The organism is Pseudoalteromonas sp. T1lg22 (assembly GCF_002964645.1).
Lineage (GTDB): Bacteria > Pseudomonadota > Gammaproteobacteria > Enterobacterales > Alteromonadaceae > Pseudoalteromonas.
Genome location: NZ_PQBY01000027.1, coordinates 65,906 through 89,624 on the forward strand (window position 1 = coordinate 65,906; position 23,719 = coordinate 89,624).

Consider the following 23,719-nt stretch of genomic DNA (forward strand, 5'->3'; position numbering starts at 1 on the left):
TAGAGTTAACAACAGCGAACTGCTTGCTCAATGCCTATCTAGGCATATAAAAACGCCACTGCAAAAAACAGTGGCGTTTGTGTAATAGCAAGTATGTTAGATTCAGTTACAGCTGGTCGCTGCCATCGCTTTATCTTGCTTGGTATCGTGATTAACCTCAACGATATTAGCAAAACCGTCTGTACAGTTTTTAACGTTGGCATCAAAGCTAAAGGTCGCCGTACCACCGATTACGGAGTCTACGCTTAAATCCGTGCCTACTGCAGGAGCGGTACCAGTGCCATTATACCAGTAGCTACTGCCTAGGGTGCCGTTGTTGTTTTCAGCCCCGACCGTCGCCGTACTCAGATCTCCCAGTTGCGCATAGGCGAACCAGATACCTTGAGTTGGGCCATTGAGAACCCAAATTTGGAAGCTATAGCGGTTGGCGGCATCGCCAAACTTAGGCACATTGTCCCATTCGTAGACTGTGTATTGGTCAGAGCCGGCACTGAGGACGGCAACGCGCCATTCGGCACCGTCACCATTGACACCCATATTCAGATCCATCCATAAGGGCGCTAACAGATTATTGGGCAAAGCATTGTTTGGCATGTTTGCATTGAGGGCAGGAGCCACCCGCATGCTGGCTGTACCTGCTTCCAAGGTACCGTTGACCGACCAGATCACCGAACTGTACTGCTCACCATTGTAGGTAAAGCTAGGTACATTCAAGGCTGTGCCACCATCATCGCAGTTGCTTGGACAACCAAAGGCGCTAACGCCCAGGCTAGCCAAAGAAACATAGCCGAATGGGGCGGGTGAGGCATTGACTGCTAACCCACTGGTATTGAGTGTGCCGCTCCAACTCGCATGATTGCCCTCTATGGTAAATGGGGTCAGGGTGCTGCCACCATCTATCACAGCCGATTCCGAGCCCGGAACCACTTCGAGTTCCTCCGGAATATGGTCACTGAGGTTAATAACGTCTGTGTATGGGCCATTGTTTATCTGGATAACATAGTTAAGGGTGTCGCCTATCTGTGCCTGTGGTTGGCTTACGGTTTTACTTAGGACGCCAGCTGCTGTGGTATCTATGGCTTTTACGGCGATGGGCAGGTGCAGATCCGGGCCATCGCCATCTCGGTTAAGGTTGACCTGACCAAACTGCCAGCCGTTAGCAAAGCGAGTGTCTGCGGTGACTGTCACAGTGGCAGTTTCACCGGCCTTTACTTTGAGGTGAGAGGGACTAACCGAAAAAGAGGCGTCGCCATGACTTTGTGTCGTTAAGTCCATATGAACCGTGTTCGCGGTGACATTGGTAAAGGTGCGAGTCCAACTACAAGTGGCCAGACACTGGCTGTCTTGCATACTGGCGATATTTAAGGTTTTTGGATCGCCACCCGTATCCGGGTTGGCGGCAAAGAAGTTTAACGGTGATTCATCCAGTACCAGGTCGGCTTCGGCGGCACGAGATAAATCAATACGCCCGGCGCCCATATCAAAGGCGTCCGCCGGGGTTACACCATCTTCCTTGCGCACCATTGAATTGTCACTGGTCATCATCAATGCCGAGCGAATCATATAAGGGCTCCAGTCGGGACGTGCCGCCGATAAAATAGCCGCAGCCCCAGCATGGTGGGGGGAAGACATGGATGTGCCACTGAGGAACCCAAATTCTGCGGGGTCACTCGGATCATTGGTATTTACCGCCGCCAAGATGCTGACGCCAGGTGCTGTTATGTCTGGTTTTATTATATCAAGTCGATTATTTGGGCCGCGAGAGCTAAAGTCAGCCATGATATCTGCGCTTTGCGCATCATCTTGGGCGCTGAAGCCACTGATTGACGCGACCGGGTTAGTTACAGAGGCAACCCAAGCCTTGAGGGTATCGCCGTCACTGGCGCCGACATGAATACCTGGAATAAAGTGAGCATCGGCCGAGACCGACTCACCCTGCGCAGCTAAATTAGCCAACACCAGGCCACCAGCACCACCGGCGGCAACATTGGCACCTTTAGCCACCCGGGCGATGGCGCCGCGGTCACAGATCACGATTTGACCGTCAAAGTGTCCAGCAGGGAAAGGCTCTAGACACTGAGCGGGCTGGGTGTCATTGCTGGAGCCGTTATTGGTCGGGTAATCACCCGCATAGACAATGGGTGCAGGGCCATAGCCCGAAGTGAATCCAACACTATGTATATCGGCGAGGCCGTCGGTATCCGAACTCATATCGATTAGGCTATTGGCCAGTACGCGGGTGTGTGTACTGGCGCCCGTAGTGCCTACCCAGGGCGCATTGTGGCCATTCGTTGATGCGCCGGGCCCGCCATTACCGGCAGAGGTAGCGACATAAATACCGGCGGCAGTGGCATTAAGAAAGCCCAGGGCAACGGAGTCATTGTAGGGATTGCTGCCACCAGAGATGGAGTAGTTAAGCGAGTGAATCCCATTGGGTAAGTTGGAGGCATCAATTACAACTTGCTCTACAGCGGCCAATAGCGCTGAGCCTGGGCAGGTTTCGATACACACATCGTAGGCGATTATATTAGCCCTAGGTGCAACACCTGAGATAGCGCGCGTCATGCTTGTTGTCGGTGCGTATATTTCAGCACTTAGGTGATTTCCCGCTACCGTACTGGCGGTGTGTGAGCCGTGCCCGTCACTGTCCTCTGGCGATGGATAGTTAGCGTCAAAGGGGACGAACGACCAGGCGCCAATAAGCTTGTCGTTACAAAAACTGGCATCGGCAATATCGCAATAGCTGCCGGGTACATAGTTACCAGAGCCCAAAGGATTGATATGTTGATAGCCGTCAGAGGTTGTTGCTGCAAATGAAGGGTGATCCGCATTAATACCGGTATCAAGCACAGCTACCACTATGCCTTCGCCTTGAGAATGGGGTACATTGCTCGGTGAATTGCCCCAAATAACATCGGCATTAATCCACTGTGGTCCAGAATCGGTATTTAGGGTTTCATGGCGTTCCAGGGCAATGTTTTTAACACCTGGCATATTGGCCATGCGTTTAGCCTCGGCAGCGCTCATCTCCAGCGCCATGCCGTTAAACACCCATTGATAATCGTATTTGACGCGATTATTCATCTTGGTGCTGTCTAATAGCTGGCGTTGTTGCTCTTTTAAAAATTTTCTATAGGCCTGTGACGGCTTGCTTTGAGTATTGAGTTTCTTTGCCCCGGTAATTTTATTACTGGTTGGTGCTAGGCCCTTAACGCCACCCTCATAGGTGGCCACGGGTGCGGATTCAAGTTCAACGATATATATACGGCGCTCAGTATTAGTTTGAATTGCTTTTTGCTGTACGTTTAGCTGCGTATTTAATTTCGAGGGTTGATTTGGCGCCATAGTTAAGTCGTTGGCAAGGGTCGAAAAGCTTAGCGCGGAACTAATGGCAAGAGCAACTGCGCTGGTTGTTGTTGTGATCTGTCTGTTCATTGTCGAACCTATATTAATAAAGGGAAGAGTTTATGAGGGCAAAAAGATACGACCCAATTCCAATTGACCTTTAGTACCAGATTTAGGTTAGTTAAAGTTTACAAAACAGCAACAAATAAATTAGTAATTTAGTACTGCTTTTTTGCTTTTTTGAACGTCTTTATTTATGTCAGATGCAATTAAAAGTTCGCAATCAACAGCTTACCTATTGACCGCTAATGTAAAAAGAAGACTAGGGGGGTGTTAAAGGCTGGCAGGAAAGGCCAGCCGCAAAGAGGCGATGATTAACCTTGATTAGGCTTTTTTAACAAACTTGGCGGTGATCATCATTTCGCCGACGCCATCAACCTTACAATCCAGTTCGTGGTCTTTGCTGTCTTTGATGCTGCGGATCTGCGCCTTGGTGCCTATTTTCATAATCATGGAGCTACCTTTGACCTTAAGGTCTTTAGCCAGCGTCACCTTGTCGCCGGCATTCAGTTCGGTGCCGTTGGCATCCTTGGCGGTGATAAGCTCTTCTTCGGCCAGTTGAGCCGGGTCCCACTCATAGCCACACTCGGGGCAAATAAGCTGATTTTGATCTTGGTACACATAGGGGGAATTACAATTTAAACAAGCTGGGTGGGCCATAATGCTCGGGCTCTTTAGTTTACTGTACGCCAATAATAAAACTTCTCAGCACAGGGATCGAGCGCGCAGTGAAAATAGGCGCTGAATTAAGGCCGCAGTAATAATTACATATCAAGCCGAGATCGAAAGCGCGAATCTTAACGGGAATGAGTGATCCCTGTGAGTTAGTAGGTGCTTGTTTTGGCACGTTATGTAATGAAAAAAATGGCTCGTTTATGTGCCAATGAAATATAGGTATCTGATATTTATTAAAAAAATAAATTGCATAGCGAGCCAGTGAAGGCTCGTTTTTTATGACTTTTTCTTGATTGCGTGTGAGAAAAATACCTGATAACTTGGTGTTATTATTAAATAAAATCTTTATTAGTGAGAGTTACCCTTGCTGTGGATAACTTCCTTAACCGGGAATTCGCACTAATAAGCTGTTAGGCATCTATGATCCTGAGCAAAGGTACGAAATCAAGCATTTGGCTTGGAGCGCTTACATTTTTGTTGTTTGTGTTCATGCTTTACTTTCGTGCTTATATTTATGCGGGCATGTATATAGAGCCAGATGCGCCGTACGGAATCTCAGACATTATCGAGTTTTTGCTAGGCTGCCTCTTTCTTTTACTTATGGCGGCCTCAGTTATTCTTGCGGTCGCGCTATTCATAAAAGGCTCGGTGCAAAGTAAAAAATCGGGTGCGCTACTTGTGGTGTTTTGTGTAGTGCTTTTTATTGCATATTCACCATTGCACAATATGGCGGCAAGGCTCGGAGGGTAAATGCCTAACAAGCAGCAGCACGTTAGCCCGGCAAAAAGCGCCGGGCCGGACGGCTTACATTACGCTTCGCTTCATTTCAGCCGCCCGTGTGCTGGGCGTTAGCAATCAGGATAAATAATGAGCATCAATATCAGAAATGCAGAAATTAGTGATGCGAAGTCAATCAGTGAATTGATTTTACCCTTAACAAACAAATATGTTTGCCCAACTTGTGATGCGACTGTACACAGTATTTTGCTTGATTCAATGTCAAAGGAAAATATCGAAAAATATCTGTCTACAAACTATGACTATGTTGTCGCGGTAACCGAGAATAATGAAGTGGTTGGTGTGGCGGGGGTTCGAGACAACTCACATTTGTATCATCTATTCGTAGACGATAATTTTCAAGGTAACGGACTTTCCCGAAAACTGTGGGAAACGATTAAAGAAAAAGCAATAAAAAACGGGAATAGCGGTGCCTTTACAGTCAACTCTGCGGTAAATGCGGAAAACGTATATTTGCGTTTTGGTTTTAAACGAACAGAAGGCATCAGAAATCAGCAAGGAATGGTTGATATTCCAATGGTATTAAAGTTTGATTGCTAACAAAGCGTTTAAGGCTGATTCCCAACGCTTGGCATTTTGGGTTTACTTTTGATGGGGAAGACCAACGTTTTGGAGGATTTATGCGTTACATTCTGGTTTTAGTGTTTCTTTTGGTAATCAGTGGCAAAGTACTTGCCGATGAGTCAGTCACGATTTTTGTAAAGGAAACCAGCTATTCAATCAACAGCTCGGATGAAGAGCTGAACTCAGCAGAATTAGAAGGCAAGCTGAAACAACTAAGGTTTTCATTGGTAACGTTAGACATTGATTATTGTGCCGGCCCAGTTATGGTTGCTGAGGTTTATATAGCACTTGCAAATGCCAACCCCTCGGTTAAAGACGTTCACCTAAAAGCAAGTGGCAACCAGGAACAAAGCAAATGCAAAAACATATAACAAATTGCTAAATGTCGTTTCGGCCACAAAAAGCGTGGCCTTCACGGGATTGCCTACGCTGCGCTGCGGCAGCCAATTAGCGAAGCGTTATATGAATTTTGAGTATGATTGAAATCGTCATCGTAATAATCGTTGGTTTTATCTTATTAAAAGCGGTTCGTCATTCGCGAAAAGTTAATAAAGATTTCTCTCAGCTTGATAAACACCAAAAAGATGAGCTGGTTGGATTAGTCAATTCCAATCCAAAAAGATATTTTCTGGCAGGTGGTTCATTTACAAAATTGCCAAAGCCGCTGGCAATCATCGGAAATATTCTAGCTATATGTGTAATTTTGTTTTTTGTGGTCTTATTTGTCGCAACACTTTCATAGTATTTTGGGTTTAAATTCATATAACAAGTCAATAATTATATGGACGCAAAACGCATGGCTTGCTCTCCTTCGTCGCCAATTATAGCCTGCTATTTGCGCTATTTATTACGGCGTTAGCTCTATCAAGGAATGTTATTTATGTTCTATAGCAGGGAGTTTAATAAGGTATTGCTGATTATATTAATTATAGTCAGTGTTTATATCGTTTTGTTTCCGGTAATAATTACGGAACATTAGTTGCGCTATCTATAAACAGCTTGATTGCTCTTCTGTTCTATTCAATGACTATTGAACTCAAGGGTAAGGTATTGAGCTGGTATTTCAGGTTTGGCTTTTGGCGTAAAAAATTGGCTGTGGCAGACATTGTGGAAGCCTCGCTTTATCACAGTAAGTGGTATCAAGGTATAGGTATCAGAATGCTGAGTGATGGCTGGTTGTATAATGCATCGGTAGGAACGGCGTTAAAGTTAAAGCTGCGTAATGGCAAATATGTTTATATTGGCTGCAAAAATGCTGAAGCTTTAAAACGAGCTTTGGACGCTCAAAACTAACAAGGTGTGCAAATGAGTCAACATGCGGCGTGTTAGGCTGGTGTTGCTTTTCTTTCAGATTTAGAGGTTTGTATTTTACTCAATGAGGCAAGAATTAAGAGCTAGAATAATTGAGATCTGTGATAAGAAAATCGCTTCGAAAGGTGACCAAGTTGGATTGTCCTTTTACGCATTTTTTAAGAATAAGAATGATAATCCTGAGGAGCTTATGGAAGCAGCAACTTGGTGGATACAAACACATAAATTAGATCATTTCGTTAAAGCCAAGAAGATAAAAGAAATGATCAAAAATGGCTTGTAATCGGCACAGAAAATTTAAATTCTAGATGCGGTGGAATAATTATTTGTTTTATTTGTGCTTGAAAAATTTTAATCAAGCATTGTATGGTGTTTATTGTCAGTCTTCTATTTTAAGGAAAATTCGATGAAGTCTAAATTTTCAACCTGGGTTGGCATTGGTCTCTTTGTTATTTTAGTTTTTGTAGCAGGCCTATTTAGTGGGGCTGTAATGACATTTCAAATGAATGGTGCGTCATATACGAAAGAGCATGTGGATAATGGCCGTTTTTTTCTTTATGCCTTAAAAAAACTTGAACAGGAAAAAGATACCGATGGCGCTATAAGTACGTTACGAAGTAACTTATTTGCAAAGGTTGCTATAGTTGGAATTCAACTTGAACTACCAACAAACAGCAGAGATAAGGAGCTTATAGAGTCTTTTTACCTTGAAGTTATTGATTATCTAAATGCACATGGCGGGCTTTATGATACTTACCAAGTTATTGAAAATGGTGAAACCATTGAGAAGCAATCAGCATACTCAGTGCTTTTGCAAGAATTCGCCGAGAAACATAACAAGGCCATTCAATAACGAACAATCCTTCGCTTTATTTTACTTCGCTTAACATATCAGCCAGTTATGACTTTTCTGCTTAGGGTAATACTGGGCAGCATATTATGACTGCAAAATGTGAATGGCTGGTTGTGAACCTGGGTGATGCGCTGCTATCACAACCGATATTAAGCGCATATCAATGTCGCCTAGCCCAGGTGTATGAAGACGCTGGAAGCCCGGACAATTTGGTTGCAGTATTTAGACATGAATCTCAAGACCTCCACTGTCATATAAAGCTGTTTCTTACTGCTGAATTTCAGCGCTTAACAAGGTTAGACGGTGCGCTAAGATGCGGGAAACCAAGCTTTGACAATACTAGCTTTTTAGCTGGTAATCCAAGTTATATGGCTAAAAGCTAATTTTGTCAGGGCGTTTAAATGTGATTCGCAGCGCCCTGCATTTTCATCCATTCTTGATTTTTCATGTTTAGGGGGTAATGGTTTAGGTATAGCCTAAGCTAGGTGGCAAGCTTTGCTTGCCCTTTAAAAGAGCGTCTGGCCCCCATGACTCAATTTCAGCTTCCAGAAAAAGTTTTAAAATTCGCCGGTAGAAACACTACCGGCGAGTCCGCAGGCGTGCTTGCTGTGCAGCTTACGCAAAAGGGGCGGATGAGATTGCAGCCGGATAAGCCCTGGGCTCCGTTTCAGGCCACCCAAGTTATTTCGGCGAAAGCCGTGGAGTTCGAGTGGACGGCACGCGTTAAGCTCGCTCCATTTCTTTGGGTCAAAGTGTTAGATGCGTACCAGAGCCAGCGAGGTAAGTTAGGGGTCAAGCTCTGGGGAGTTATTCCAGTAGCCAGTGCACAGGGCCCGAGCATAGATCAAGGTGAGATTCAGCGTTATCTGGCTGAGCTGCCATGGTGTCCCTATGCTTTTTTTGAAAATTCCACTTTGAACTTTAAAGAGTTAGAGGAAGATACAGTTCGTGTTTGGTTTGCTAATGAACAGACCTATGTTGATCTGATCTTCGATGCTCAGGGCGATATCATGTGTTCGCGCAGTGAGACGCGTGTGCGTGAGGGTATCGGACGCCAACCTTGGGTCGGGGTATTTGAAGAGTATCTAGAAATCGCAGGTATGCGGCTCCCACGAAGAGCAACTGTTAGATGGGACACGCCCGACGGGCCATTTGAATATTGGCAGGGGGAAATCGTCTCTATCAAGGTGTTTAGAGTTTCAGGGGAAGATCAGCAAGAGGTGCGCAAAGGCTAGGGAAGAATCCAGCCTCAGAAGTTTACTTACTGGCCATTGTTGCAGCCGCCAAACCAGCTATAGTCGAAAACAGAATGGGTATTTAATTGACGCTTTGGCTAAGACGCAGTGTTGCACATGATACAGGCATGCCCTTGATGAGCCCCGGCGATCATGAGTTCTCAGTCGGCCAGAATGTAATGTCCCGGTCTGAAGTTGATGAAGTAATATCGCAAGCTGAGTAGGCTGGTGCCAATATTGTAACAGCAGCTACCGAGCCTTTCTGGGGTGGTTACGCTGGCTATTTTCAGGTTCTCGATGGTCATGTGTGGGAGGTAGTCTGGAATCTGCAGCTACTTTTAGAGCGAGATAAGTGACCCATAAAAAAGCCCCTGCACAGGCAGGGGCTTAGTTTTTTTAAGATTAAACTCAGAGCTTAATCCAGGTAAGTTACTTCACCTAGGTTCAAGCTTTCGATTTGCTCTTTGATCTTGGCGACATCACCGACGATCACCCAGGTCAGTTGCTCAGGTTTAATTACCTTCTTCGCCTCGGCGGCCAGGGTGTTTGTATCTGGCTTGCGAACCAGCTCGGCGTAATTTTCCAGATAGTTTACGTCACGGTCTTTGCTGTAGGCATCCGCTAGCGAGTTAAGCAGCGACCACTTCTTCTCATAACGACCAGGTAGTTTAGCGGTTTTATTCGATACCACCTTGGCCAGCTCTTCATCGGTTGCCGGTTTATTGCCAATATAAGCGTTAAGCTCTTTCAAGATCTCTTGAATTGACTCTTTAGTTTTATCGGTTTGTACCGGGGCGTAAACGAAGAAGGGGCTTTGCGCCTTGGTATCCATTAAAATGGTGCGCGCGCCATACGACCAACCCTTGTCTTCACGCAGGTTCATATTCATGCGCGAGGTGAAGCTGCCGCCTATGATGGTGTTCATCATATCCAGGGTCACTTCATCCTGAGCACTTAATGATTGGCTGTTTGGACCCAATAGGCCAGAGATGATCAAGGATTGCGGCGACTCAGGCTTGTTCAATACAAAGACCCGTGCTTTTTCAGGAATGGCCACATCGGCGATATCAAGTTTCGGTGCCGCTGTTTGTGGTTTTTCCCAGCTTGCCAAAGCCGTTTCCAAGGATGTTTGTAGTTCGGCCTGATCGATATCACCAACCACGACTAAACGGCCCAGATCCGGACGTAACCAGGTCGAAGTAAAGGCTAATAAGTCATCACGACTGATTTGCGCTACCGATTGCTCCGTGCCTGAGCCGGTTAGCGGCTTACCGTAAGGGTGGTTTTCGCCGTATAGCAGCGGCGGTAAAACGCGCAGGGCATTGGAGCTTGGGCTTGCTTTTTCTTGCTTAATACCTTGAAGCAGCAGCTTACGCACACGCTCTATATCGCTGTCAGCGAAGCGTGGCTTTTGTAGTACATCGGCAAACAGTGCCAGGCTTGGCTGCCAGTTGGTGGTCATGGCCGACATCATCACCGAGGTTTTATCCAATCCGGCATTGGCCGAGATAGACGCACCTAAAGATTCGAGCTCGGCGGCCAGTTGCAGTGCATCGCGCGAGCCTGCGCCTTCATCAAGCATGTTGGCGGCAAAGTTGGCAACGCCAGGCTTATCATTGGCGTCGGTTGCGGTACCGCCGGCAAAGTCTAAACGTATGTTGATAACCGGGGTGTCGCTGCGTTTAGCCAGTACCACTTCTAAGCCATTGCTTAGGGTAAAGGTGTCAACGCTTGGCAAATCAAGGGCAGGGACCTCGCCGGCGCTTGGTACACCTGTGCTGCGATCCACACCTTGCTCGCTGGCGCTCAGCTCGGCAAAGGGGTGAACGGTCAGCACAAAGTCACCGCTGCTTAACCATTTGCTTGCCACCATTTGGATATCGCTCGGTGTTGCATTGGCGGTAATGGCAAAGGCCTCTTTATAATAGGTAGGGTCGTTATGGTAAACGGCGCCGGACGCTAATACATCTGACTTACCGCCAAAGCCACCCACGCCTTCCACATTCTTTACCCAGCCAGCGGCATTGGCAAATTTAATGCGGCTTAGCTCTGCGGCCGTTGGACCTTCGGCGATAATACGGGCTACCTCTTCATCGATGATCTGTTCAATCTTATCGATATTGGCTTTATCAAGGGCATCGGCGCCTATCATTAACTGACCGGCAAGGGTGCGTTGATAGTTAAAAGCAAAGACGCTTGAAGCCAGTTGCTCCTTATACACCAGACGCTGGTAAAGGCGTGAGTTCTTGCCACCGGCGAGCACATCGCTCAGTAGCGACAAGTATTCGCCTTCCACACTGCCTTTTTCCGCCGTGTTCCAAACCTTGAGGATACGTGATGCCGGCACGCGGTCTTGCATTACTAAACGGGTTTGCTCGTCACGTTTGGCGATCCATTTTTCTAGCTTGGCAACGGGTTTACCCGGCTTAATATCGCCAAAGTACTTAGCAACTTTTTCTTTTGCCGTGTCAACATCTATATCACCGGCAAGCACAAGTACCGCGTTATTCGGGCCGTAGTAGTCTTTAAACCACTGGTGTACGTCGTCTAGTGACGCCGCGTTCAAGTCTTCCATGGAGCCGATCACAGACCAGGAATAAGGGTGACCTTGAGGGAAGGTGTTGCTCCAGATATTGTCCCACATGCTGCCGTAAGGCTGGCTTTCACCTTGGCGCTTTTCGTTTTGTACTACGCCGCGTTGCTCATCGAGTTTTTCTTGGGTAATGGCACCAAGCAGATGACCCATACGCTCAGATTCCATCCACAGTGCCATATCGATTGCTGGGGTAGGCACGTTTTGGAAGTAGTTGGTTCTGTCTGAGTTGGTGGTACCGTTTTGCTCTGTGGCACCGGCACGCTCAAAGGGACCGAAATATTCGTCGTCGTAGTTCTCTGTGCCATTAAACATCAGGTGTTCAAACAAATGGGCGAAACCCGTTTTGCCAACATTTTCATTTTTAGCACCCACGTCATACCAAACATTGACCGCAACGATAGGAGCCTTGCGGTCGGTGTGGACGATAACCTTAAGGCCGTTATCCAGGGTAAATGAATCATATTTGATATCAACGAAAGGCAGGTTAGCGGCATTTTGTGCAACTTGTTGCTTTGCTGAGGTTTGCGTATCGCTGGTGGCCGAGCAGCCGCTAAGGGAAATCATCACTGCCACGCTAAGGGCACTGAGGGTCATCTTATTCATGGAGATCCTTATTAAAATTGTTGGTGTCCTATTTATACCAATTCACTTAAATAGCTAATTATTCTAACGGGCTAAATATCATGATTTATCCACCGCTATATCTGATCACATACATAACAGAATTGGTATTATCCACCGCTAATCTACCACTATATTCGGAACGGTTAAATTGAACGCGATAATCTGCCGTAAAAAATATGTAAGTAAATGTTTAATGGCTAAATTATGCGTAATAGTGGCGAAAAAAAACCCCTCAAAAGAGGGGTTTTGGGTAACACAGTGCCAACTAGCACTGGGAATGAGGACGGTACATTTACGGGTATGCTATGGGAGGGCTCCCAAGCTATCCGTTAGTCAAAGCTCATTTCTGGTACATCGCCTTCGACGATGAGTTTACCCGCTGTTTTACTGATGATTTCATCAACACTAACACCCGGGGCGCGCTCTAGCAAATGGAAAGCGCCGTCTTTGACTTCTAACACGGCCAAGTCTGTTACTATTTTCTTCACACAATTCACGCCGGTAAGAGGCAGTGAGCATTCTTCTAGTAACTTAGAATCGCCGTGTTTACTGGCATGGGTCATGGTAACGATAATGTTCTTCGCGCCGGCAACCAAGTCCATTGCGCCGCCCATGCCTTTAATTAACTTCTTCGGGATCATCCACGAGGCAATATTGCCGTGCTGATCAACTTCAAATGCACCTAAGACGGTCAAGTCTACATGACCACCACGGATCATGGCAAAGCTATCGGCACTATTAAAAATTGCTGCACCCTTAGCTGCTGTAACGGTTTCTTTACCCGCATTGATCATGTCTGCATCAAGCTCGTCTTCGGTTGGGTAAGGACCCATACCCAGCAGGCCGTTTTCCGACTGCAGCATGACTTCAATGCCTTCTGGTACATAGTTAGCAACCAGAGTAGGGATACCGATACCCAGGTTCACGTAATAGCCGTCGGCCAATTCTTTGGCAACACGTTGAGCAATTTGTTCACGGTTTAATGACATTTTAATCTCCTTAGGCTTTACGTGTGGTAACGCGTTCAATGCGTTTTTCAAAGTTGCCCTTGATAACGCGGTTTACATAAATGCCCGGGGTGTGAATTTGGCTTGGCTCTAATTCACCCGGCTCAACGATTTCTTCTACCTCGGCCACGGTGATCTTACCGGCAGTGGCGGCCATAGGGTTGAAGTTCATCGCCGTGTGGCGAAATACCAGGTTACCGTAACGGTCTGCTTTCCACGCTTTCACAATGGCAAATTCACCGGTAACAGACTCTTCAAGAATATAGGGACGACCGTCAAATTCTTTTACTTCTTTACCTTCGGCAACTGGCGTACCGTAGCCTGTGGCGGTGTAAAATGCTGGGATACCAGCGCCGCCGGCGCGCATTTTTTCTGCCAGTGTGCCCTGAGGCGTAAGCTCTACTTCCAGCTCGCCGTCAAGCAACTGCTTTTCAAATAATGCGTTTTCACCCACATAAGAGGCGATGACCTTCTTGATTTGTTTATCTTGAAGCAGCACACCTAAACCGAAATCATCAACACCACAGTTGTTTGAAACCACGGTAAGATCTGTGGTGCCCATGCGCTTAATCTCGGCAATTAGACCTTCGGGGATGCCGCACAGCCCAAAACCACCGGCAATAATGGTATCGCCGTCTTTTAGTCCTGCCATGGCGTCGGCATAACTTGTTACTACTTTATCGAATCCGGACATGTCTAAGCACTCCTAGGTTTATTGTTCTTGGTCACAATCGGCAAGTATGGCGTTGGCCACCTTGCTCTGTGGATGCTTGTTTAGCGCCTTACAAATGGTCGCGCCTGCTTGGGCCAGTGTTTTTAAATCAATTCCTGTGTCTATGCCAAGCTTTTGCAGTAGATAGACCACATCTTCGGTGGCAACATTTCCTGACGCACCCTTGGCATAAGGGCAGCCACCAAGGCCTGCAACCGCACTGTCTACCGTGCTAATGCCCATTTTTAAGGCGGCATAGATATTACTGATGGCCTGGCCATAGGTATCGTGGAAATGCACCGCCAACTGGCTGGCATCCAGGTGTTTAAGCAGCAGGTCAAGCAATTGCTCAACCTCATTGGCCGTACCCACGCCTATGGTATCGCCGAGACTTACCTCGTAGCAGCCCAAAGCCAACAATTGTTTACACACTTCAAGCACTTGCTCAGGCGCTACCGCGCCCTGGTAAGGGCAACCCAGAACGCAGCTGACATAGCCGCGTACCTTGATGTTGTTTGCCTTGGCAAGCTCTACCACAGGGCGGAAGCGCTCAATGCTTTCACTGATTGAACAATTGATGTTCTTTTGCGTAAAGGCCTCGCTGGCGGCGGTGAAAATAGCAAACTCGCCAACGTCGGCTGCCAATGCCAATTCCGCGCCTTTTAAGTTTGGCGTCAAGGCACTGAGCAACACATCATCATGGCGCTCAATAGCGGCAAACACCGCACTGGAGTCCGCCATTTGTGGCACCCATTTAGGCGATACAAAAGCACCGCCCTCAATATGCTTTAATCCCGCCTTGGCCAGGCTGTTGATCAAGGTCACCTTGTCTTCAAGGCTGACATTGATCTCGTTTTGCAGGCCATCACGAGCACCTACCTCAACGATACGCACCTGTTGTGCAAAGGCCATTATTCTTGCTCCTCAACGATAGCAAGCAGGGCACCATGGCTGACCAATTCGCCCTCGCCATAGCAATAACTGCTAAGCACGCCATCAAATGGCGCATTAAGGGTATATTCCATCTTCATGGCTTCCATCACCACTATGGCATCGCCTTGTTTTACCTCGGTGCCAATATCCAGCAGGTGTTTAACCACAGTGCCGTTCATAGGTGCTGCCAGGGCATCGCCACCGCTTTGCTCGGCGCCAACATAATGTTTAGAAGTCAGGGCAAAGTCATACTGGGCACCTTGATACATGATGCTCAGTGCTTCGTCATCGATTTGTGCATCGGCGCTTAGGCGCTGACCATCGACCACGGCAATATAATGACCTTGACCTTGATACTCACCGCTCAAGCTATGGCCTTGGCCGTCGATATCGACCTTGATACCGGTTGACGTTACATGTAACACCAGCTGATGATCCGCCAGCGGTACGGTGATCTCGTTGATGGAGTTTAGTTTAAAGCCAGATAGGCTCTGCCACGGCGAAGTTGCAGCCGGGGCCTTGCTGGTACCCTGTAGATGACAATAGTACACCCAAGCAGCCATGGCTAACGCATGCACATCGGCCTGTGGCGCCTGAGTCAGGCTGTCACAGTTATTGTCGATAAAGTGGGTGTCCATGGTGGCATCTTGCAGCGGCTGTGACTCGCACAGGGCTACTAAGAAGCCGGTATTGGCTTTAACGCCGCCGACATAGGTATGACGTAGTGAGCGCTCTAACAGTGACAGCGCCTGCGCTCGGTTATCGCCTTTGACGATCAGCTTGGCAACCATGGGGTCGTAGAATGAGCTGATCTCATCTCCACAGGTAACACCTGTATCAATACGCACGTTCGCATTTTGCTCAGGGAAGCGTAAATGCGTCAGACGTCCGCTTGAAGGCATAAACTGCTCGCTTGGGTCTTCGGCGTATAAACGGGCTTCAAAGCTGTGACCTGTGATTGTTACTTGCTCTTGGGTCAGAGGCAGGGTGTCACCACCGGCAGTGGCGATTTGCCATTGCACCAGGTCCACGCCCGTGACCATTTCGGTAACCGGGTGCTCTACCTGCAAGCGGGTATTCATTTCCATAAAGAAGAATTCCTCGCCACACAGCAGGAACTCAACCGTACCAGCACCCACATAATCGATGGCTTGAGCACAGCGTACCGCCGCTTCACCCATGCTTTTACGCATGGCGTCACTCAGACCGGGAGCAGGGGCTTCTTCAATCACTTTTTGGTGGCGGCGCTGCAATGAGCAGTCGCGGTCGCCCAAGTACACGCAGTTACCGTGTTTATCCGCAAATACTTGTACTTCCACGTGACGCGGATTATCGACATAACGCTCAATCAACACCAGGTCATTACCAAAGCTGCTGATAGCTTCACGCTTGGCACCTTCCAGGGCACTGATAAAGTCTTTCTTATCCCGTACGACGCGCATGCCCTTACCACCACCGCCATAAGCGGCCTTGATAAGTACAGGGTAACCGATTTTATCGGCCTCATCGCTGAGGAAAGTCGGGTCTTGGTTGTCACCGTAATAGCCAGGTACCAAAGGCACGTTGGCGCCTGCCATAATCTCTTTGGCGCGGGTTTTTGAACCCATGGCTTCGATGCTTTTGGCGTAGGGACCAATAAAGGTAATGCCTTTTTGCTCGCACTGTGCGGCAAAGGCTTCATTTTCAGAGAGGAAGCCATAACCCGGGTGGATGCAGTCGGCGCCGGCCTGTTCGGCAACGGCAAACAGCTTGTCCATATCCAAGTAAGACGACTTACTCGGTGCCGGGCCTATGTGGTAGGCGCTGTCGGCCATTTGTACGTGCTGAGCATTGGCATCGGCGTCGGAATAGACGGCAATGGTGTGCATGCCCAGCATTTTAGCGCTGCGAATAACGCGACAGGCGATCTCACCTCGGTTGGCAATAAGAATTCGTTTTAGCATGAGTTATCCTTGTTGTTGCCAAGCCGGCGCTTGTTTATTGAAAAACGCGTTTAAGCCCGCTTGCCCTTCGTCGCTTACGCGAATGGCGGCAATGCGCTCGGCGGTTAAATGGCGCAGGTCGGCATCTATGTCTTTACCGGCAACGTCATTAATTAAGTTCTTCGCTGCTTTAACGGCCATGGGGCCATTGTCGGTAATGATATCGAGGAATTTGTCACATTCCGCTTGCAGGTCTTCACACACTTCGTGGATCAGTCCCATGGCGTGCGCTTTATCGGCGTTAAAGACCTCAGCGGTTAAGAAGTAACGTCTGGCATTGCGCTCGCCGATGGCTTTGATCACATACGGGCTGATCACAGCCGGGATCAGGCCAAGTTTTACCTCTGACAAACAGAATTTGGCAGTCGGGTTGGCAAGAGCAATGTCACAACTGGCGATTAGACCCAGGGCTCCACCAAAGGCTGCGCCTTGCACCAAACAAATGGTGGGGTGCGGGCAGGTGTGCAGCACATGCATGAGTTTGGCAAGCTCCAGCGAGTCGGCGACGTTGTCTTCGAAGGAGTTGTCTTTCATGGATTTCATCCAATTCAGATCGGCACCCGCGGAGAAGTGTTTGCCTTCGCTATTAAGCACCAAGGCACGAATATCAAGTGTGCTTGCATGCTCGATTAAGCGGATCATTTCGCTGATTAGCGCATCGTCAAAGGCATTGTGCTTTTCGACGCGCTGCAGAGTCAGTGTGGCGATACGGCTTTTACTAATATTGAGTGTAACTGACATAGCGCCTCCTACATTCTAAACACACCGAACTCGGTGTCTTTTTGTGGTGCGTTGGCAGCTGCCTCAAGGGCTAAACCGAGAACCGAGCGGGTATCCGCTGGGTCGATAATGCCGTCATCCCATAGGCGCGCACTGGCGTAGTAGGGGTGACCCTGACGCTCATACTGCTCAACGATGGGCTTTTTAAACTCGGCCACTTGCTCATCGCTCATGGATTGACCCTGACGGGCAAGACCATCTTGTTTCACCTGAGCCAGTACGCCGGCGGCTTGCTCACCACCCATGACCGAGATACGGGCGTTAGGCCACATCCACATCATGGTTGGATCGTAGGCGCGACCACACATGCCGTAGTTACCGGCGCCGTAGGAGCCACCGATCAACACGGTAAATTTAGGCACTTCGGCGCAAGAAACCGCGGTCACCATTTTGGCGCCGTGCTTGGCAATGCCTTCGGCTTCATATTTCTGACCAACCATAAAGCCGGTGATGTTCTGTAAGAAAATCAGTGGGATGTTGCGCTTGGCACACAGCTGGATAAAGTGAGCACCTTTTTGCGCCGACTCGCTAAAGAGCACGCCATTGTTGGCAACAATACCAACCGGGTGACCGTAGATATGGGCAAAGCCAGTTACCAGGGTCTCACCAAAGTAACGTTTAAATTCATCAAAGGATGAATCATCGACGATACGGGCGATAACTTCGCGTACATCGAAGCTCTTTTTCAGGTCGCTGCCGACAATGCCGTAAAGCTCATGAATATCGTAACGCGGTGCTTTCACCTCGTTTAACACGGGCGCGAGTGGGCGCACATGATTTAAACGGGCAATACACTGACGGGCGATAGACAACGCATGCTCGTCGTTATCGGCATAGTGATCCGCCACACCGGACACCTTACAGTGCACATCCGCACCGCCCAAATCTTCGGCGCTTACTTCTTCACCGGTGGCCGCTTTAACCAGCGGTGGACCGGCCAAGAAGATGGTGCCTTGCTCTTTAACGATAATGCTTTCATCGGCCATGGCCGGTACATAGGCACCGCCTGCGGTACACAGACCCATGACCACGGCGATTTGCGCTATGCCTTTGGCCGACATGCGCGCCTGGTTAAAGAAGATGCGACCGAAGTGCAGCTTGTCTGGGAATACCTCGTCCTGTTCCGGCAGGTTCGCACCGCCTGAGTCCACAAGATAAATACAGGGCAGGTGACAGCGCTCGGCAATTTCCTGGGCACGCAGGTGTTTTTTCACCGTCAGTGGGAAGTAGGTACCGCCCTTAACCGTGGCGTCGTTAGCCACTATCATGCACTCGACGCCTTGAACGCGGCCGATACCGGCGACAACGCCGGCACAGGGAATGTCTTGCTCATACACGCCAAACGCGGCGAACTGGCCAATCTCTAAAAAGGGTGAGCCTTCATCGAGCAAGTGTTCGATACGGTCGCGCACAAATAACTTGCCGCGACTTTGGTGACGTTCTACATATTTAGGGCCGCCGCCACCGCGCAGGGTGGCCGCCTTGTCATGCAGGTCTTGAACCAGGGCACGCATCGCTTCGTCATTGACGGCGAACTGCGGGTCCTTAGGGTTTATGCTTGAAGATAGAATGGTCATACAACACCTTAGCGGCTTTCGCTGAACAGTTCGCGGCCGATCAACATACGACGAATTTCAGACGTACCGGCACCGATTTCATACAATTTGGCATCGCGCAGTAGACGGCCTGTAGGGTATTCGTTGATATAACCGTTACCACCTAGGATTTGAATCGCATCCAGGGCCATCTTGGTTGCCAGCTCGGCAGCGTAAAGAATAACCGCAGCGGCATCTTTACGTGTGGTTTCACCACGGTCACAAGCGCGGGCTACGGTGTACACGTATGAACGTGCGGCATTCATTTGCGTGTACATGTCGGCGATCTTACCCTGGATAAGTTGGAATTGGCCGATGGGCGTGTCGAATTGCTTACGCTCATGGATATAAGGCACAACCACATCCATACAAGCCTGCATGATACCCAGTGAACCACCAGAGAGAACCACGCGCTCGTAATCAAGGCCGCTCATCAACACCTTAACGCCTTCGTTTAGGTTACCCAGGATGTTTTCTTCTGGAACCGCACAGTTTTCGAATACCAGCTCACAGGTGTTTGAACCGCGCATACCTAGTTTGTCTAGCTTTTGCGCTTGCGTGAATCCCGGGGTGTCACGTTCAACGATAAAGGCGGTGATGCCTTTAGGGCCGGCGTTAGCGTCTGTTTTGGCGTAAATTACATAGGTGTGGGCATCCGGACCGTTAGTGATCCACATTTTATTGCCGTTAAGGATATAGTGGTCGCCTTTTTTCTCTGCTTTTAAGCGCATAGAAACAACGTCAGAACCCGCACCTGGCTCACTCATGGCCAGGGCACCAATGTGCTCACCGCTGATCAGTTTAGGCAGGTATTTTGCTTTTTGTTCTTCATTACCGTTACGGAAGATTTGGTTTACACACAGGTTAGAGTGAGCACCATAGCTCAGACCAATAGAGGCGCTGGCACGGCTGATTTCTTCCATGGCAATTACGTGCTCAAGGTAACCCAGACCGGCACCGCCGAACTCCTCGCTAACCGTCATGCCTAACAGGCCCATATCACCAAACTTGGTCCACAGCTCGTTAGGAAACATATTCTGTTCATCGGTTTGCTCTGCTAAAGGCGCGATCTCGGCACTGGCAAAGCTATTAACGTGGGCGCGGATCATGTCGGCGGTTTCGCCTAGGCCAAAGTTAAGCTCTTTATATAGAGAGATAGTACTCATGATGATTAATCCTGTTGTAAATGTGAGAGAGTTTCACGGCAGCGTTTTTCGGCCGTTACGAGTTCCATTAGTACGACTTTAATGTCGTCCATTTGCTGTATTAAGTGTGCTTTTTTCTCTTCGATAAGGTCTAACATAGTGACTAACTGTTTGGCGCTGGATTTGTCGGCGTCGTAAAGCTCGAACAAACGGCCGGTTTCGGCAAGGCTAAAGCCTAAGCGTTTGCCTCGTAAGATCAGCTTTAAACGGACCTTATCGCGTTTTGAGTAAATGCGGGTTTGGCCGTTACGACGTGGCATGATCAGTCCCTGGTCTTCGTAGAAACGAATACTGCGGGTGGTGATATCGAATTCTTTTGCCAGATCGCTGATGGAGAAAGTCTGTTCCATTTGCTCGTTGGGGCTTTGGCTTTGCTCAGTCATCGTTATTTAGTCTTATCTACTACAAAATATTAACACCAATATAAGTGAAGTTTACGTAAAGGTAAAGCTGGATTTCAACTCTCTTTAGGAGAGGTACAAAAACACAAATATGAGCTCAAGCGCAGGTTATTATTGGCCTTGAGAAAAAGGTGAGGGTGTTTTAACAGGGGTGGTGAGGCTGGTTAGATAAGTTTACAGCTCACAAAGTGTACAGTTTAAACTTGTCTAATTGACGTTGGCGTAAACGTAAATTTTATGTATGCTCAAGTGAAATTGATTATGGAGACCCGAATATGAGCTCACAGTTAAACGATAACGACATTGTAATTGTCAGTGCAAAGCGTACCGCCATGGGCGGTTTTATGGGCGCCTTGAGCGGCGCAAGTGCCACCGAACTTGGTGCCACTGCTATTAAAGGCGCGCTCGAGAGTGTGAATATTAACCCAAGTGAGATCGATGAAGTCATTATGGGCTGTGTTCTGCCTGCGGGTCTGGGTCAGGCGCCGGCGCGTCAGGCTATGCTTAAGGCTGGTATGGACAAGCACACCGGTGCGACCACCATTAATAAGGTGTGTGGCTCTGGTCTTAAAGCTGTTATGTTGGCGCATGACCTTATTAAAGCTGGCAGCGTAAACAGCGTAGTGGCTGGTGGCATGGAAAGCATGTCTAACTCGCCTTATATGCTACCTAAGGCTCGTGGCGGCATGCGCATGGGTCACGGTGAAGTAAAAGACCATATGATGATGGATGGTCTTGAAGATGCGTACGATAACCTGGCCATGGGTTGTTTTGCCCAGGCTACGGCGGATCAATACGACATTACCCGTGAGCAAATGGACGAGTTTGCCGTAGCGTCATTGGAAAAAGCCAACAAGGCTATCGGCAGCGGTGCATTCAGCAACGAAGTTGTTGCCCATACCATCAGCACGCGTAAAGGCGACCTGGTAGTTGATACCGATGAGCAACCTGGTAATGCCCGCCCAGATAAAATTCCTTCACTTCGTCCGGCATTTAAAAAAGACGGCACTATTACTGCGGCTAACTCATCGTCAATTTCTGATGGTGCCTCGGCCTTAGTAGTAATGAGCTATGCGCAGGCACAGAAATTAGGTCTTGCACCTATCGCCCGTATCAGCGGTCATAGCACGCATTCGCGTTTACCAGCGGAATTCACCATTGCCCCTGTGGGCGCCATGGAGAAACTACTGGCTAAACTAGAGTGGAGCACGGATGACGTGGATCTGTGGGAAATCAACGAAGCCTTTGCCATGGTAACCATGTTGGCCATTAATGAAATGGGTCTGAATAAAGACAAGGTGAACGTCAATGGTGGTGCCTGTGCTCTGGGTCACCCAATCGGTGCAAGTGGCGCACGTATCCTGACCACACTTATTCACGCATTGCGTAACCAGGGCAAACGCCGTGGTGTTGCTTCTTTATGTATCGGTGGCGGCGAAGCCGTGGCCTTGGCAGTCGAAGCACTTTAATTTTTTCAGCGCCCGTATAACTAAAATTCCGGGCGCGCAGTCAATTTGGGGAGACCTGTATTATGCACAAGGTACCATTATATATCGGCGGCGAAATGCGCCAATCTGAAACATCTCAGTGGTTAGACGTAGTAAACCCGGCTAACCAGGAAGTACTTGCACAAGTGCCTATGGCCACCGAAGCAGAAGTAACTGAGGCCATTGCTTCGGCCAAAGAAGCCTTCCAAACCTGGAAAGAAGTACCGGTAAGTGAGCGTGCGCGTATCATGATGCGTTACGCCCAGTTACTAAAAGACCACCACGACGAGCTGGCCACCATTATTTGTCATGAGCTTGGTAAAACCTTTGAGGATGCCAAGGGCGATGTATGGCGTGGTATCGAAGTGGTTGAGCAAGCGGCTAACGCACCCTCTAACATGATGGGTGAAACCGTATCGAACGTTGCTCGTAATATCGACACTTATTCACTTATTCAGCCATTAGGCGTGTGTGCCGGTGTAACACCCTTTAACTTCCCGGCGATGATCCCATTGTGGATGTTCCCACTGGCTATAGTATGCGGTAACACCTTCGTATTGAAGCCGTCTGAGCAAGACCCGCTAACGCCGATGCGCTTAGTAGAGCTTTTCGAAGAGGCCGGTGCACCTAAGGGCGTATTGCAGGTAGTTCACGGCACCAAGGGTCAGGTAGATCAGCTACTAGAGCATCCGGATATCCGTGCGATTTCATTCGTAGGTTCTTGTGGTGTTGGTCAGTACATTTATGACAAGGGCACGGCAAACCTAAAACGCGTGCAATGCTGTGTGGGTGCGAAGAACCACATGGTCGTCATGCCAGATGCGCATAAACAAAACGTCATCAATAACCTGGTTGGTTCATCGGTAGGTGCTGCCGGTCAGCGTTGTATGGGTATTTCGGTAGCCGTATTCGTTGGCAGTGCGAAAGACTGGGTTGATGAGCTTAAAGATGCACTAAGTGTGGTTAAGCCAGGTCCTTGGGACCAAGCTGACTCAGCCTATGGTCCGCAAACAACCATCGCCGCGAAGCAACGTATCCTGTCGCTAATTGCCCAAGGTAAGCAAGAAGGCGCCGACTGTCTGCTTGATGGTTCTGACTTTACCGTTGAAGGCTATGAAGAAGGTAACTGGGTTGGACCTACGCTGTTCACCAATGTCACGCCTGAGATGGCGATTTACCGCGAAGAAATCTTCGGTCCGGTATTGTGCTGTGTGTTTGTAGACACCCTAGACGAAGCCATTGCCCTAATCAATGACAACCCATACGGTAACGGTACTTCTATCTTTACCGCCAGCGGCGCTGCGGCACGTAAGTTCCAGCACCACATTGAAGTAGGTCAGGTTGGTGTTAACGTGCCAATCCCTGTGCCATTGCCATTCTTCTCGTTCACCGGTTGGAAGGGCTCGTTCTACGGCGACCAGCATACCTATGGTAAGCAGGGCGTGCGTTTCTATACCGAGACCAAGACCATTACTGCACGTTGGTTTGAAGACGACGTGGTAAGTGGACCAAACATGAGTATTCACCTTAAATAATTTCTTTACGGGTCGCCAAGG

Annotated in this window: 21 protein-coding genes; 10 read left to right on the forward strand and 11 right to left on the reverse strand. The window is 48.6% G+C overall.

The features are described from left to right. Positions 1 to 102 precede the first annotated feature (102 nt). Positions 103 to 3,435 carry a S8 family serine peptidase gene (locus tag C2M24_RS14750; RefSeq protein ID WP_105215883.1) on the reverse strand — a complete coding sequence of 1,111 codons (3,333 nt, stop codon included), beginning with the start codon at positions 3,433 to 3,435 and terminating at the stop codon, positions 103 to 105. A 294-nt stretch (positions 3,436 to 3,729) separates the two neighbouring features. Beyond that, positions 3,730 to 4,065 carry a zinc ribbon domain-containing protein YjdM gene (locus C2M24_RS14755; RefSeq protein WP_105199032.1) on the reverse strand — a complete coding sequence of 112 codons (336 nt, stop codon included), beginning with the start codon at positions 4,063 to 4,065 and terminating at the stop codon, positions 3,730 to 3,732. A gap of 435 nt (positions 4,066 to 4,500) precedes the next feature. Here C2M24_RS14755 and C2M24_RS14760 point away from each other — a divergent pair, with 435 nt between their 5' ends. The 8 genes from C2M24_RS14760 (at position 4,501) to C2M24_RS14795 (ending at position 8,841) form a co-directional block, all read left to right on the forward strand. Next, entirely contained in the window at positions 4,501 to 4,830 is a 330-nt protein-coding gene (locus C2M24_RS14760; protein ID WP_105215886.1) for a hypothetical protein, read from the forward strand. Positions 4,831 to 4,947: 117 nt separating this feature from the next. Then, positions 4,948 to 5,418, forward strand: a complete 471-nt coding sequence (locus tag C2M24_RS14765; protein WP_105199030.1) for a GNAT family N-acetyltransferase — start codon at positions 4,948 to 4,950, stop codon at positions 5,416 to 5,418. A gap of 80 nt (positions 5,419 to 5,498) precedes the next feature. Beyond that, positions 5,499 to 5,813 (forward strand): hypothetical protein, encoded by a 315-nt coding sequence (locus C2M24_RS14770; protein ID WP_105199029.1) that lies wholly within the window; start codon positions 5,499 to 5,501, stop codon positions 5,811 to 5,813. A gap of 104 nt (positions 5,814 to 5,917) precedes the next feature. Further along, the gene (locus tag C2M24_RS14775; RefSeq protein ID WP_105215888.1) at positions 5,918 to 6,184 is read left to right on the forward strand and encodes a hypothetical protein; all 267 of its coding nucleotides are present in this window, start codon (positions 5,918 to 5,920) and stop codon (positions 6,182 to 6,184) included. A gap of 281 nt (positions 6,185 to 6,465) precedes the next feature. Continuing rightward, on the forward strand, positions 6,466 to 6,735 hold the full coding sequence (locus C2M24_RS14780; protein WP_199775730.1) for a hypothetical protein: 270 nt from the start codon (positions 6,466 to 6,468) through the stop codon (positions 6,733 to 6,735). 82 nt (positions 6,736 to 6,817) lie between these two features. After that, positions 6,818 to 7,036 (forward strand): DUF6500 family protein, encoded by a 219-nt coding sequence (locus C2M24_RS14785; RefSeq protein ID WP_105199027.1) that lies wholly within the window; start codon positions 6,818 to 6,820, stop codon positions 7,034 to 7,036. A 123-nt stretch (positions 7,037 to 7,159) separates the two neighbouring features. Next, positions 7,160 to 7,606 (forward strand): hypothetical protein, encoded by a 447-nt coding sequence (locus tag C2M24_RS14790; protein ID WP_105215890.1) that lies wholly within the window; start codon positions 7,160 to 7,162, stop codon positions 7,604 to 7,606. 527 nt (positions 7,607 to 8,133) lie between these two features. Further along, positions 8,134 to 8,841: a DUF6920 family protein gene (locus tag C2M24_RS14795; protein ID WP_105215892.1), complete on the forward strand. Its 708-nt coding sequence runs from the start codon at positions 8,134 to 8,136 to the stop codon at positions 8,839 to 8,841. Positions 8,842 to 9,256: 415 nt separating this feature from the next. Here C2M24_RS14795 and C2M24_RS14800 read toward each other — a convergent pair whose 3' ends face one another. The 9 genes from C2M24_RS14800 to C2M24_RS14840 all read right to left on the reverse strand — a co-directional run bounded on the left by C2M24_RS14800 (position 9,257) and on the right by C2M24_RS14840 (position 20,658). Continuing rightward, entirely contained in the window at positions 9,257 to 12,040 is a 2,784-nt protein-coding gene (locus tag C2M24_RS14800) for a M16 family metallopeptidase (protein WP_105215894.1), read from the reverse strand. Between the two features lie 350 nt (positions 12,041 to 12,390). Continuing rightward, positions 12,391 to 13,050, reverse strand: coding sequence for a CoA transferase subunit B (locus C2M24_RS14805; protein WP_105199024.1), 660 nt, complete (start codon positions 13,048 to 13,050; stop codon positions 12,391 to 12,393). A gap of 10 nt (positions 13,051 to 13,060) precedes the next feature. Next, positions 13,061 to 13,762, reverse strand: coding sequence for a CoA transferase subunit A (locus C2M24_RS14810; RefSeq protein WP_105199023.1), 702 nt, complete (start codon positions 13,760 to 13,762; stop codon positions 13,061 to 13,063). Between the two features lie 18 nt (positions 13,763 to 13,780). Continuing rightward, positions 13,781 to 14,692, reverse strand: coding sequence for a hydroxymethylglutaryl-CoA lyase (locus tag C2M24_RS14815; protein ID WP_105215896.1), 912 nt, complete (start codon positions 14,690 to 14,692; stop codon positions 13,781 to 13,783). Then, on the reverse strand, positions 14,692 to 16,656 hold the full coding sequence (locus C2M24_RS14820) for an acetyl/propionyl/methylcrotonyl-CoA carboxylase subunit alpha (protein WP_105215898.1): 1,965 nt from the start codon (positions 16,654 to 16,656) through the stop codon (positions 14,692 to 14,694). Before C2M24_RS14820 ends, C2M24_RS14815 begins: the two co-directional genes overlap by 1 nt. 3 nt (positions 16,657 to 16,659) lie before the next feature. Continuing rightward, positions 16,660 to 17,436 carry an enoyl-CoA hydratase-related protein gene (locus C2M24_RS14825; RefSeq protein ID WP_105215900.1) on the reverse strand — a complete coding sequence of 259 codons (777 nt, stop codon included), beginning with the start codon at positions 17,434 to 17,436 and terminating at the stop codon, positions 16,660 to 16,662. 8 nt (positions 17,437 to 17,444) lie between these two features. After that, on the reverse strand, positions 17,445 to 19,052 hold the full coding sequence (locus C2M24_RS14830; protein ID WP_105215902.1) for a carboxyl transferase domain-containing protein: 1,608 nt from the start codon (positions 19,050 to 19,052) through the stop codon (positions 17,445 to 17,447). Positions 19,053 to 19,060: 8 nt separating this feature from the next. Continuing rightward, positions 19,061 to 20,236: an isovaleryl-CoA dehydrogenase gene (locus C2M24_RS14835; protein ID WP_105189734.1), complete on the reverse strand. Its 1,176-nt coding sequence runs from the start codon at positions 20,234 to 20,236 to the stop codon at positions 19,061 to 19,063. A gap of 5 nt (positions 20,237 to 20,241) precedes the next feature. After that, on the reverse strand, positions 20,242 to 20,658 hold the full coding sequence (locus tag C2M24_RS14840) for a MerR family transcriptional regulator (RefSeq protein ID WP_105199020.1): 417 nt from the start codon (positions 20,656 to 20,658) through the stop codon (positions 20,242 to 20,244). A 293-nt stretch (positions 20,659 to 20,951) separates the two neighbouring features. Between C2M24_RS14840 and C2M24_RS14845 the strand changes: the two genes are divergently transcribed. Together C2M24_RS14845 and C2M24_RS14850 are read left to right on the forward strand one after the other, a co-directional pair. Continuing rightward, positions 20,952 to 22,145, forward strand: a complete 1,194-nt coding sequence (locus C2M24_RS14845; RefSeq protein WP_105199019.1) for a thiolase family protein — start codon at positions 20,952 to 20,954, stop codon at positions 22,143 to 22,145. 62 nt (positions 22,146 to 22,207) lie between these two features. Beyond that, positions 22,208 to 23,698, forward strand: a complete 1,491-nt coding sequence (locus tag C2M24_RS14850) for a CoA-acylating methylmalonate-semialdehyde dehydrogenase (RefSeq protein ID WP_105199018.1) — start codon at positions 22,208 to 22,210, stop codon at positions 23,696 to 23,698. Positions 23,699 to 23,719 lie beyond the last annotated feature (21 nt).

Bases quoted from the DNA above. Each gene is read 5' to 3' on its own strand.
- C2M24_RS14750 (WP_105215883.1), bottom strand. From the start codon at position 3,435: ATGAACAGACAGATCACAACAACAACCAGCGCAGTTGCTCTTGCCATT.
- C2M24_RS14755 (WP_105199032.1), bottom strand. From the start codon at position 4,065: ATGGCCCACCCAGCTTGTTTAAATTGTAATTCCCCCTATGTGTACCAA.
- C2M24_RS14760 (WP_105215886.1), top strand. From the start codon at position 4,501: ATGATCCTGAGCAAAGGTACGAAATCAAGCATTTGGCTTGGAGCGCTT.
- C2M24_RS14765 (WP_105199030.1), top strand. From the start codon at position 4,948: ATGAGCATCAATATCAGAAATGCAGAAATTAGTGATGCGAAGTCAATC.
- C2M24_RS14770 (WP_105199029.1), top strand. From the start codon at position 5,499: ATGCGTTACATTCTGGTTTTAGTGTTTCTTTTGGTAATCAGTGGCAAA.
- C2M24_RS14775 (WP_105215888.1), top strand. From the start codon at position 5,918: ATGATTGAAATCGTCATCGTAATAATCGTTGGTTTTATCTTATTAAAA.
- C2M24_RS14780 (WP_199775730.1), top strand. From the start codon at position 6,466: ATGACTATTGAACTCAAGGGTAAGGTATTGAGCTGGTATTTCAGGTTT.
- C2M24_RS14785 (WP_105199027.1), top strand. From the start codon at position 6,818: ATGAGGCAAGAATTAAGAGCTAGAATAATTGAGATCTGTGATAAGAAA.
- C2M24_RS14790 (WP_105215890.1), top strand. From the start codon at position 7,160: ATGAAGTCTAAATTTTCAACCTGGGTTGGCATTGGTCTCTTTGTTATT.
- C2M24_RS14795 (WP_105215892.1), top strand. From the start codon at position 8,134: ATGACTCAATTTCAGCTTCCAGAAAAAGTTTTAAAATTCGCCGGTAGA.
- C2M24_RS14800 (WP_105215894.1), bottom strand. From the start codon at position 12,040: ATGAATAAGATGACCCTCAGTGCCCTTAGCGTGGCAGTGATGATTTCC.
- C2M24_RS14805 (WP_105199024.1), bottom strand. From the start codon at position 13,050: ATGTCATTAAACCGTGAACAAATTGCTCAACGTGTTGCCAAAGAATTG.
- C2M24_RS14810 (WP_105199023.1), bottom strand. From the start codon at position 13,762: ATGTCCGGATTCGATAAAGTAGTAACAAGTTATGCCGACGCCATGGCA.
- C2M24_RS14815 (WP_105215896.1), bottom strand. From the start codon at position 14,692: ATGGCCTTTGCACAACAGGTGCGTATCGTTGAGGTAGGTGCTCGTGAT.
- C2M24_RS14820 (WP_105215898.1), bottom strand. From the start codon at position 16,656: ATGCTAAAACGAATTCTTATTGCCAACCGAGGTGAGATCGCCTGTCGC.
- C2M24_RS14825 (WP_105215900.1), bottom strand. From the start codon at position 17,436: ATGTCAGTTACACTCAATATTAGTAAAAGCCGTATCGCCACACTGACT.
- C2M24_RS14830 (WP_105215902.1), bottom strand. From the start codon at position 19,052: ATGACCATTCTATCTTCAAGCATAAACCCTAAGGACCCGCAGTTCGCC.
- C2M24_RS14835 (WP_105189734.1), bottom strand. From the start codon at position 20,236: ATGAGTACTATCTCTCTATATAAAGAGCTTAACTTTGGCCTAGGCGAA.
- C2M24_RS14840 (WP_105199020.1), bottom strand. From the start codon at position 20,658: ATGACTGAGCAAAGCCAAAGCCCCAACGAGCAAATGGAACAGACTTTC.
- C2M24_RS14845 (WP_105199019.1), top strand. From the start codon at position 20,952: ATGAGCTCACAGTTAAACGATAACGACATTGTAATTGTCAGTGCAAAG.
- C2M24_RS14850 (WP_105199018.1), top strand. From the start codon at position 22,208: ATGCACAAGGTACCATTATATATCGGCGGCGAAATGCGCCAATCTGAA.